This is a genomic window from Cytobacillus sp. IB215316 (genome assembly GCF_033963865.1).
Taxonomy (GTDB): Bacteria; Bacillota; Bacilli; order Bacillales; family SM2101; genus Nanhaiella; species Nanhaiella sioensis.
The window spans coordinates 1-11,360 of the sequence record NZ_JAXBMC010000018.1; the positions used below are offsets into that span (position 1 = coordinate 1).

Here is an 11,360-nt window from a genome sequence, read left to right on the forward strand (position 1 = left end):
CATTCATTAAGATAGTCGATGATAAGATGGATATATTCGGTGATTACTTCAAATACGAAAATACAGAAAATAGGAAACGATTAATTCCTGAATAGAATTTGATAAAAAACTTACTAAATAAGAGTAAAACTATCTAATGTAATAGACAGCAGTTAGAGTTTCCCTTTTGCAGAAAAATTATCTGAGCCCTTTTTTCTTTTTTATAGTATATGATAAGATGATTTACAAGAGGTTTAACATAGTTAAATAAATATGGGACCTAGACAGTAACAAGTACTATGAGTCAGTTTAAAGTTCATAATGTCAAGACTGTTGTTCAACAAAATTAAGTAATAGTTTGTTGTTATTGCCAATTAGAACTTTGTTTAGCTATGTTATATTATAATTGTCCACGGCAAAAAACCTTTGGAATATACATTTTAAAGGTTTTTTATTTGGTGATATCTTGGATAGTTATTTTTCTTTTTAATATGGAATTTATAAAACGAATAATAATCGATATTTTTCTAAGAAACTTAGTTAAAAGATTTTCCATTAGCCCATGCTATCCGTGGATCAATTTTTCTTGTTAGTCGATAGACAATAGGGTAAAATCCTCTTGATGGCCAGAATCTTGAAGATTGTATGTTAGTCATTCTCCAGTCGGATAAACAAAATTGATATCCATTCCTCTTTGCATCTGAAAGTCCTCTTTGTGTTAATACTTTTCCTATACCGAGCCCTCGTACTTCTTTTTTAGTTCCTGCTATACTTAATTCTATACAATTCTCTGGTATCATCATGTTAGAGTCACTTTCTTTCGCTTCCCAATATCCTTGGAACCCCACTAAATGATCTTCTTTTGCAGCTAACCATAGTTTTGCTTCTTTATCTTCTATAATTTCACCATATCCTTTTCTAAACTTAGGTAAATTTTCAGGTAAATCAACGGCCCATGTAGGTGCTTCGGTTTGATGAGATACTATTAAATCAGCCATATCAATGATTGATTGTCGATCTTCTTTTTCTGCCAGCCTAATTTGAATGTCCGTAAGATTATCTATTTCTGAATCTTGTATGTTGATATCACACAAAGCATGAACTTGTTCAAACGAGAAACCCAACTTAAGCCAGGCGTCCACTAATCTACTATTTCCTGCTGGAACAAGCACGTAGTGGTCAAAACATCCATAGTCAATCCACTTACCTGCAATCTGTGCGTAAAGGTCCCTAAATAATTCCTCATTACAATTTTCTGATATTGCTAAACCAGCATAGTCAATCCATATATGACGACTACGTAATTCAGTAGATATAAAATTACCAATAAGGTAACCAATCATCTGATTATCTTCAAATATGGCTATTCCCGTTGAGTTTTCTTTTCTCCATAAGGCTTCTACGGCTTTATAAGCAGCCTCTATCTTTTCAAACTGATTAGGTAATGCTGGGAATTTTAGTCTTTCACGTTTATGTCTATTAGCTAATAGTCCTGCAGCCTCTGTTAAAAAATCATCTATAAATGGTTTGCATTTCATAAACTCAAAGCCTCACTTTCAGAGATTTAGATTATTCGATAAAAGAAGAAGTCAAGTTAATGCAATCACTGTTCTAGCCTAATTCATGGATCTTAAGTACCATTAAGATCCACCTACTTGTTCAAATTAAAGATTTGTTAAAGAATAAGGATAATATACGACAAATTATAAGAAAAACTATACTTCTGAGAATAGCATATGAGAGCAACTATTTAATAATCCTATAGAAAAATAAACGAACAAATTTTTACAAGGTCCTGAATCTTGGAAGGTTTCATTAAGATCAGCAGATTTTTCTGTGAATTCTTCACTAATTTTCCTTTTATCAGACTTCGTTATTCTGATGAGGTTATCCAGAAATTATGAAGAAACCTAAACCAATAAACCAATCAACTAAGGAGTTACGAGGTACTTCCTTTTGTTGAACCGATCTTCCGCAATCTGGCGCTTTTCAGAGAATAATACTGTACGTCTTTCTCTATGTATAGAAACATAATAGAAATTGAGGTTACTAAAGCTAAAACATCATGTATGTATTGACCTATTATACGTCCAATCCCAAAGAAGAAACAAGAATATGATATTGTATTAAACTGTGATATCGGAGGTAATAAGATGAGTCAATATAAGAAGGTAAGTACGTGTTGTAAAACTTCAATATCAAAGGAAGATAAATGTGATTGCCCTTGTCAATTAATTGTAGATAATATAAGTATGCCTTATGGCCCATTGCCTACAGGAACAACAGCAGAAATATACAACGGCAGGCCACTGGGGCTACACGGTGATGTCAGTTTATCTGATCCAACTACTGGTGTTAACGATAGAGTAGTTTTTACTACCAATGGCATTTTTCAGCCTATAAATCTAGATGCTACTAATTTTAACAAACTATTTTCATTTGAAAACGTCACAAAAATTGAAGTAACCTGTATAGAACAGACTGAGGCCAGCACTTGTAGAGGGGTAGTTGAAGTTGATGGAATGACGGTACCATGTAAACCTCACTAATCTTAAATAATAAACATAATGATTAGTGAGTCGATTAGTTCCAGTTCTTCAGAAATGAAAAATTGGAACTAATATTATCTTACATAATGAGAAACCTATTTTGTGGTATATCATAGCTTAGCACCCATTACCTCCATTAGGTGTGAAGGCCACATCAAATGAGTTCTCTCCCACAGGTACCGTAGCAATCACCTGATGAGTTTTCACGTCTATGACTGAAACAGTCCCATTATTTTGTAAAACTTGCATATTTACGACATAAGCCAATTTGCCATCGGGACTAAAGACCACATCAACTGAAGCCTCTCCCACCTGTACATTAGCAATTACCTGATGAGTTTTCACATCTATGACTGAAACCGTCCCGTTATTTTGGACAGATCCATTATTTACGACATAAGCCAATTTGCCATCGGGTGTGAAAGATACATCAAATGAGTTCTCTCCCACAGGTACCGTAGCAATCACCTGATGAGTTTTCACGTCTATGACTGATACAGTTCCATTATTTTGTAAAACTTGCCTATTTACGACATAAGCCAATTTGCCATCGAGCGAGAAGACCACAGTAAATGATTGCAATCCCACCTGCACCGTAGCAATCACCTGATGAGTTTTCACATCTATGACTGAAACCGTCCCGTTATTTTGGCCAAATCCATTATTTACGACATAAGCCAATTTGCCATCGGGTGTGAAGGATACATCAAGTGGGTTCTCTCCCACCTGCACCGTGGCAATTACCTGATGAGTTTTCACGTCTATGACTGATACAGTTCCATTATCTTGTGAAAATTGGCTATTTACGACATAAGCCAATTTGCCATTGAGCGAGAAGGCCACAGCAAATGATTGCAATCCCACCCGCACCGTAGCAATCACCTGATGAGTTTTCACATCTATGACTGAAACCGTCCCGTTATTTTGGCCAAATCCATTATTTACGACATAAGCCAATTTACCATCGGGAGTAAAGGACACATTTTGTGGATCCTCTCCCATCTGTACCGTAGCAACCACCTGATGAGTTTTCACGTCTATGACTGAAACCATCCCCTTATTTGGGAAAAATCCTTCATTTACGACATAAGCCAATTTGCCATCGAACGTGAAGGCCACATCACGTGATTCCTCTCCCACCTGCACCGTAGAAATCACCTGATGAGTTTTCACATCAATGACTGATACAGTTCCATTATTTGGGCTAATTCCATTATTTACGACATAAGCCATTACCATAAGAATCACCTTATTTATTTGATTTATTACCTTAATATATGAACGGTTGTTTGAATATGCGATACTATATTTATTGGTGAGGTTCTTATCAAAAGTGTAATAAGATTGTTATACCATATTTAAAACTAGTTTACATAATGTCAACTATCGGAACCAATACAATTTCACAATCCTTGATATAACAACGTTTTTTTAAGGTTGAAAACTTTTCATATATACATGATTTTATATATTGTTGAATTATAAAGGTTTTGAAGAGGGGGAATTTTATTATTTCCTTAATTTCTTGCATAAAAAGTTTTTGCAACAGGAGGTGTTAGTAAACATAAGTTGAGTTTCCAACTAAGTAACCGATAGTGTTGTTCAACAATATGGCGCAAGAATGAAGTGGATTTGAGTCAATATCTTGGACACAAAAAGATTAAGTTTTATGCAGAGTCTTTGAATAGTTCTTCTATTGCTTGGGGTGTTTTATAAGCAATGCTGCTATGCTTTCTTTTTCTGTTATACCATGCTTCGATAAATTCAAAGATGGTTACTAGGGGCAAGGGAAATAAACAAAGAAGACACCTTGTTATGAGCAAACAGTATCCAATTCGTCATTTCTGATGATTGAAACTAATAAACCTCCCTCGGCGTTACGAAAATACCGTTAGAGTACCATAATTGTTGGGAAAGATTCCAATAAAGAAAAGGCACTCTTCTAAAAGAAGAAACGTAACGTGTAAGCAATTTATTAGATTTAGATATTGTGAATAATTTAAAAATTTGAAATAATTAACAGGATGAGATTTTTTAACGAGATTAAAATATAGCAATCGATTAGGAGGGGAAAAATGGAATTTATAATGAATTATGGTGACACTAGTTTTATTGGATTAGTTAATGCGGAAAAATACAAATCATTTGTAGATAAAGACTGGGAATTAGATAAGCTTATATATCATTTTACAGATGAAATGAAACAAGGGAATATACTAGTTTGTCAGATGACAGAAGAGGGTTTTGCTCATTCATGGAAAGTTGATATAAAAATCGGAACTGATGACATTGAAGGAGAATGTTTTAGAAGGGCTCTAGGATATATTAAAGTAACTGATAATAGATTATTTATGGTAGATTATGACTGCCTTACTATGGCAGCACAATATGAAGATGAATTGGTACCAGATGAAAATTGCTCCAGCTATAAAATTGATATTGAAAATGGTATATATCAAGTAGAGTTAATTCAATATTATAATGTAGATACAGATGAACATTTTGGAAATTCTGATAGAGAACTTTCTCTTAATTTTGTTAAGAAGCCTGAATTTCAACAAAAGATTAATAATGTATTTTGGTGTACAATTTAAAATTACATATACCACGACCTCCACGAAAAGTGAGTAGTAAAGTTTCATAACAGTAATCTATATCAAGGTTCATTGTTTTATAATACATAATAGAAATTCAGTCGAATAAGTCTTGTATAAGGATAATTTCTCTAAATAATAGTAAATGGGTAAACTATATTGATCCCAGTCCAAGAAATAAATAAAGTAATAACAATGTTTGCTGGATGTGTATGAAGGTAATATGGATTGAGCAGACAGGAATTATCAAGGGAGGAGCAACTGAAAATACAGTATTCGCTCCTACACAAGGCATTGACAATCCACTTCGAATTGATCAATTAGCTTAATAATGAAACAAAATGATTAATGCGTCGAATAGTTTTAAGACTACATGACAATATTAATCAACAATCTGGCGCGAATATGGATTAACATGGGTAAAAACTGATCAATCTTTTTTATAAAAAATATCATTTATCGTTTAATAGAAGGAGGCATTTTGATCAATCTTTTTTCAAAATGTCTCCTTTTTATTGGCGATAGGTTCAAGTTTTTTGAGATACTTTTAATTAAAATTTGTTTTAAACCAACAACTGAAACACTACGACTGTGCGGTATTACTAACATTGAACAATTACATGCTCAAACAGAAAATGAAGTTTCTGATAATGAAGAATCACTATTCAATTTCGGTTTTTCATCTGAAGAAGATACACATGAAGATGATGGAGGTATGATTGGAATAGTAAATCTAACACAGTATAAAAAGAAACGATCAAAGAAGGCACCGATTGAAAACCAATTAGATTTTAATCTATTTTAAACTACCAGGGGCCGTCCATATGTCGTTTGGAAGCACCTTTTTATCTATTAACTATTTGGGCAAAAGAAAAATCGCTGATGAACTTTACGATAACTCACTTATAATTTATTTGTTATCATTCAACAGAAGTCACATTTTATTTATTGTTTAATTCTAACATTATATATAAAATATAGAATAATAATTTAAATAATTGCAATAAATTCATCTTATATAATGGAGGTTGAACAAGTACTAAATGTTTACCTTACTCAGAGCTCAATTATTAATACGAAGGATTCAATATTAAATAAAAGATTGGGTGATATGATATGTTGGAAACTCCGCTAGGTCATATAAAATTGTTTGTTAATGAAAACGAAGTTGACTTCACACCTATTAAATTGGAAAAAATGGATCTGTTGTCCCCTGATGTGAATGGAAGGTACTTAATTCAATATAACTATAAAACTGAATATAAAAATCAAACAATCAAATGCTGTCTACCTTCTTTAAACATAAAAGGAGATATTCAGAGTGGTGAGAGGCTTGAATCTATTGCTTATTATAAAAATGATATAAAGCTCTCAATTGGAGCAGATGGTGAATTTGTTGATGATCCTTACCATGATCCTTACTTTGATTTTACGGGAGAATATCTATCTAATGGAATAGAATATCAAACTACTAAAATAACTAAGGACAAGGTTTTTCAATTTGGGATCTGTTGGATTCAGCCATGTACTGACGAAAATGATGATCAAACATGGTGTGGTGCTGATCCTAATATCATGCTAGGTGTATAACGCTGTAGAGTGAGTGAATCACGGAATTCTTGGTCCATATACGCACAAAACGAAATATGCTAGTTCTTGTAGAAAAAGGTTATTATATATCATTAAACAAAGGAACAAAAGTTCTTTTTTTGCGGAAAATTGTGGTATAATTGAGAAAGATGGTTTGTTTCTATAAGGGCGGTCGGCTAACCCCATGATAGAAAGGGGGTGACGCCACATGACTGTATACGAGGCACTAATGGTAGCACTGGGATTCTCTTCTTTGATAATCGCACTTGTTGCATTGTTCGTGCATATGCAGTCTATGAATAAAAAATAGACCTCCCTTACTCACGGGGCGAGGTCTATTTCTCTGAATTTAGCGGATCCCTAAAGGAACGTCTATCTGAGGCCGGAGATGCTGGAACATCTTCGGTCTTTTTAACATACTCTTTTTCTATACCAATCATACCATATTTTTTCAATTGTAACAAATGTGCTATAGCAATTATTAAAGGAAATTTAGTTTAGGAGGGGTTTCTTGCATTATATTGTAATCGATTTAGAATACACTGGAGGTAACAAAAGAAAAAATATACAAAATGAAATCATTCAGTTTGGTGCAGTAAAATCAAGCACTCCAAGTAACTTAGCGCGTGTTAAGTTTTTCTCTAAACATGTCAAACCCAATGCTTACATACCTAAACGAATAAGTGAACTTACTGGTATCTCCAATAAAACAATCAAAAGTGCCCCGTCTCTAGGACAAGTACTATATGGTTTTAGAAATTGGAACTTCAGTAAAGACTTTATAATGGTTAGCTGGGGGGAGAATGACCTACGAATATTAATTGAAAATTGTTATACATATGCGATTCATGTGAAAGGACTAAAGGGACATTTAAATATTCAAGAGGTCGTTATGGATGTGTTGCAGCTAACTCACGCACCAAGCTTAACAAAAGCAATTGAACTTCTAGGACTAACGTTTGTTAAAGAACAACACAATGCACTTAATGATGCTTATAATACATATATATTAATGTCACACTTATCACAAATCGTTGATGTGAAAAAATATATTGACCACAAACCTATTTTAAATCCTCTCATTAAAAAGAACAAAAACGGTTCTTACGTACTCTCTAAATTTGGAAAAAAAGTTATTGATAATATGATGATCTCAGTTAAATATAGTGGATATGATGATGAATTTTTTGAATCTGATAGTTTTTTTCAGTTGCAAAAGCAAACGAGAATTGATACAAGAACTGTAAAAGTCATACGGAAATACATTTCTTCATTTGTGAACCAAGCTTAAATTTATTTAGATTAGTAGGATGTTAAACTATAAAAAACCGTAGATGTTTAAGCATCGCCGGTCTTTTATACTTAAAACAAAACATAATATATTATCTCAGTTCTAAGATTCTCTATATGAATTTCCTAAGGAGATAATGCAATTTAAAAATGATACTATATTACCCCGTTACAAGGGGGAATTTAAAATGAACAGATAAAAAAAATTGCGTATTATGGGTAACAGTTACAGCATTGGAATTAATGATTATTCAGGATTTAGGGTTATATATTACACCTGAACACTATTATACTTACGTTGATCGTTTTTGGGATATTGATTTTGTTAGGGATTATTAATAATCCTACTACTAAAAACAAAGGTTCTGGAGGGGATAGGATAAGTTAATACCTCGCATTTTTCCTCTATAGAGTAAGGACTTATAAACATAACCCCATAACATCTAAGGTTTTGAACCTGCTAGAAACGTTTGAAGGGGACACAGAAGATTAATATAGCTTACTTATCAAAAAGTCAGTTAGTAGGTATGTATACGAGGCGCTGATAGTAGAATCGAGATTTTCTTCTTTGGTTGTAGCATTAGTTGCATAGTTGGTGTAAATACAGTGGATGAATAAAAAAATAGACCTCACTAAATATGAGCAAGACGAGGTCTATTTCACTATATAAGAAGATCCTAAAGAAACGTCTATCTGAGACCGAGGACGCTTTCAAATCTTTGGTCTTTAAATGTACTCATCATCTATGTTTCTCATATCATTTTTTCAATAAAACAATTGTACTATTAAATTACAGAACTACTATAATATCATGCTATCTTTTCGAAATTACAAAAACATCTAAATTCACATCTGTACAATAAGCTTGACCAATATAAATTCGTTCTTATGAAAGAACCATTGTTTTCATCTGTACAATTAATATATTAATTTGATGTTTCAGTCGAGCTGTGACTTAGCTCACGCATCAATTCATATGCTATAAACGCAAAGGTTTATTTAGATTATATTAATTTCCACTGTGTTTCCTTTGTACCTTTTCATAGATTTCGTATACTTCTTCTGCAATCCCATGTACTTCTGCTTTGTTAGGAGCTTTCTTCATTGTTTCTTTTAATTCTTCTATTTTTTTGGACTCTTGTGGTGTTAATACGTCTCTAAGCTTTACCTCTTTGGACATGTCTTCCACCTGCTTTCATGTGTTACTTATACTTTCATTATACCAAATTTTTCTGTGCACTACACATCGCTTAACACACTAATGGGATGTTAGAAGTGGTGCTTTATGGGTTCAAAAACCTAACGGCTTTAAAAAAAGGCAAGGAAGCTATCATTCAAATTCTTTTTCACACTTGGAAGTTATTAGAAACTTTTTTCGTGCACATAACATATTGTTATGTACAAAACGAACACTACCCAAGGTTCTGCGTTTAAAGAAGAATGTTTATTTATAGCAAAATTAAGATTTTACACTTTGTGCATCTTGCGCACAACTCTAAACTCATAACTAAATAAAATAACGCTTTCCTTAACTTTCATCACCTGTAGACTCTCTTTTCTTGCCAACTGTTAGTTGAGAATCCTCTATATCTGTAAATTTTTGCAAATGTTTGCTTTTAGTCTGCTCTGTATCAATTTTACGATGAAGTAGAACACTTTGAGCAGATATTCCAGCAAGAATTGAATAGGCAATTAGCGTTTTAGCATCTTGAGGTTCTGGTAGTAAATAGGTGATTGTAAATACAGCAGCCATAGCACCATAGATAATATCTGCCCAGAAACCCAAATCGTTAGAGTACTTCAGTTTCCTTGGCTTTATTATTTTGTTTTTATTATGCAATAAATGAGATACAAACCCTGTTATACCTCCAATAGTAGCTGAACCAATTAATAAAACTAAAAGTGACATACAAAGGCCTCCTTACTTCTAGACTGATTTTTACAATACTTGACACCCTCTTGATTGAATAAGGGATTTTAATTGCCCTCTAGTATTTGGTCCAAAAATACCATCCACTTGTTTAGGGATATATACTTCTTGGAAACGACGTACTGCATCTTCCGTGTTGGGACCAAACACACCATCTACCCCATGTTGTTGTGCATTTTTATCAGGATAAAAATAAACACTAGCTAATGCTTCTTGGACTTTTTGTACATCTTCACTAATATCACCGCGTTTAATAATACCCTTAGGTAGGATATATTTACATTTAGAAATGCTATCGTCGCTTTCTCCTAATTCAGAAAACAGGGTATTATAAAAACTACGATCCATCTCATCCATATCAACTTTTCCTTCAACGCCTTTTACAGATCCAGTATTTGTATATTGAAAAATGGACCACTTTTCCCAAATACCTATATTTTCAGGAGTGTCAACACCGTAATGTGCAATCCAAATGGGCCACTTTGATAGTGAATTATTAAAATTCTCTTTTGCAAAGGAAACGTATGTATATAATATGGGATCTTTTCCTGTAAGATCTTTAATAGTGCTTAACCATTGTTCACAATAGTTAGTAACATCTGTTTTATCCAAGTTTTCTTTTTGTTCAATATCGAGTACATGCGGAAGATCGTTATTAAAATGTGATATAACACTTAAAAACCATTTAACTTCTTTTGTTGCACTTTGACTAGGGTGACCAAAATGATAAAAACCAACTTTTAATCCAGCTTGTTTAGCAGCATTATAGTTACTTTCTACGTTAGGATCCTTTATTGTTGAGCCTTCACTAGCTTTTATATAAACAAATTCTATTCCATCAGATCTAACATCCTTCCAATCAATTTTCCCTTGCCAGTGAGAAACATCGATACCTTTAACATTATTTTCTGGTTTTCTACTTTGCATAATCTCTCTCCTTTACTAGTGGATTTGGATGGGTTACTACCTGACATTTTCATTGTAAAGGAATTATTGATTATATTAAATAAAATTTTTGAATATTTAGAAATGTTGTTATTTATACATACCATATCGATCTATAATGAGGGGTATCACAAATATAATATTTTCATAGTAATCCACTAAAAAGAACTAATACATAGGTTTTATGTACCTTTTGCGGGAGAGAACATATAATTTGATATGAGATAGTTGAATAATTTACAGAAGATAATTTACATAAATATACATAGAAAGATATTCTGAAATATTTTAATATGAATGCCGGTCAAGTGTTTAAGTATCCAAAGTAGAGAGTGATCAAAGCAAAAAAACTAAGAAATATACCAGTTACTTCCTTGTGTTGATCTTCGAAAGGTGAATGTGTGGAAGAATCATATAACAGGTAGCATTCTTAACCTTCATTACTCTTTTTTAGTGAGTTTTTGAAGTAGTGGATTATTTATT

The 11,360-nt window shown here is 32.9% G+C and carries 11 protein-coding genes; 6 read left to right on the plus strand and 5 right to left on the minus strand.

The genetic code is table 11. The features are described from left to right. Nucleotides 1-515 precede the first annotated feature (515 nt). The gene (locus SLH48_RS19400; RefSeq protein WP_320259481.1) at nucleotides 516-1,517 is read right to left on the minus strand and encodes a GNAT family N-acetyltransferase; all 1,002 of its coding nucleotides are present in this window, start codon (nucleotides 1,515-1,517) and stop codon (nucleotides 516-518) included. A gap of 615 nt (nucleotides 1,518-2,132) precedes the next feature. Between SLH48_RS19400 and SLH48_RS19405 the strand changes: the two genes are divergently transcribed. Then, entirely contained in the window at nucleotides 2,133-2,528 is a 396-nt protein-coding gene (locus tag SLH48_RS19405) for a hypothetical protein (RefSeq protein ID WP_320259482.1), read from the plus strand. A gap of 117 nt (nucleotides 2,529-2,645) precedes the next feature. Here SLH48_RS19405 and SLH48_RS19410 read toward each other — a convergent pair whose 3' ends face one another. After that, nucleotides 2,646-3,767 carry a cytochrome D1 domain-containing protein gene (locus SLH48_RS19410; RefSeq protein ID WP_320259483.1) on the minus strand — a complete coding sequence of 374 codons (1,122 nt, stop codon included), beginning with the start codon at nucleotides 3,765-3,767 and terminating at the stop codon, nucleotides 2,646-2,648. An 848-nt stretch (nucleotides 3,768-4,615) separates the two neighbouring features. Between SLH48_RS19410 and SLH48_RS19415 the strand changes: the two genes are divergently transcribed. The 5 genes from SLH48_RS19415 to SLH48_RS19435 all read left to right on the plus strand — a co-directional run bounded on the left by SLH48_RS19415 (nucleotide 4,616) and on the right by SLH48_RS19435 (nucleotide 8,003). Beyond that, on the plus strand, nucleotides 4,616-5,122 hold the full coding sequence (locus SLH48_RS19415; RefSeq protein WP_320259543.1) for a hypothetical protein: 507 nt from the start codon (nucleotides 4,616-4,618) through the stop codon (nucleotides 5,120-5,122). Nucleotides 5,123-5,603: 481 nt separating this feature from the next. Beyond that, complete coding sequence (locus SLH48_RS19420; protein ID WP_320259484.1) at nucleotides 5,604-5,927, plus strand: hypothetical protein; 324 nt, start codon at nucleotides 5,604-5,606, stop codon at nucleotides 5,925-5,927. A 311-nt stretch (nucleotides 5,928-6,238) separates the two neighbouring features. Beyond that, the gene (locus tag SLH48_RS19425; RefSeq protein WP_320259485.1) at nucleotides 6,239-6,712 is read left to right on the plus strand and encodes a hypothetical protein; all 474 of its coding nucleotides are present in this window, start codon (nucleotides 6,239-6,241) and stop codon (nucleotides 6,710-6,712) included. A 208-nt stretch (nucleotides 6,713-6,920) separates the two neighbouring features. Next, nucleotides 6,921-7,022 carry a putative holin-like toxin gene (locus tag SLH48_RS19430; RefSeq protein WP_320259486.1) on the plus strand — a complete coding sequence of 34 codons (102 nt, stop codon included), beginning with the start codon at nucleotides 6,921-6,923 and terminating at the stop codon, nucleotides 7,020-7,022. A 201-nt stretch (nucleotides 7,023-7,223) separates the two neighbouring features. Next, nucleotides 7,224-8,003, plus strand: a complete 780-nt coding sequence (locus SLH48_RS19435) for a 3'-5' exonuclease (RefSeq protein WP_320259487.1) — start codon at nucleotides 7,224-7,226, stop codon at nucleotides 8,001-8,003. A gap of 1,008 nt (nucleotides 8,004-9,011) precedes the next feature. Here the strand turns inward: SLH48_RS19435 and SLH48_RS19440 are convergent. From SLH48_RS19440 to SLH48_RS19450, 3 genes are all read right to left on the minus strand, one after another. After that, nucleotides 9,012-9,182: a hypothetical protein gene (locus SLH48_RS19440; protein ID WP_320259488.1), complete on the minus strand. Its 171-nt coding sequence runs from the start codon at nucleotides 9,180-9,182 to the stop codon at nucleotides 9,012-9,014. A 348-nt stretch (nucleotides 9,183-9,530) separates the two neighbouring features. Next, entirely contained in the window at nucleotides 9,531-9,911 is a 381-nt protein-coding gene (locus tag SLH48_RS19445) for a DUF4257 domain-containing protein (RefSeq protein WP_320259489.1), read from the minus strand. A 30-nt stretch (nucleotides 9,912-9,941) separates the two neighbouring features. After that, a complete protein-coding gene (locus SLH48_RS19450) occupies nucleotides 9,942-10,859 on the minus strand; it encodes a GH25 family lysozyme (protein WP_320259490.1) in 918 nt (305 codons plus the stop codon). Nucleotides 10,860-11,360 lie beyond the last annotated feature (501 nt).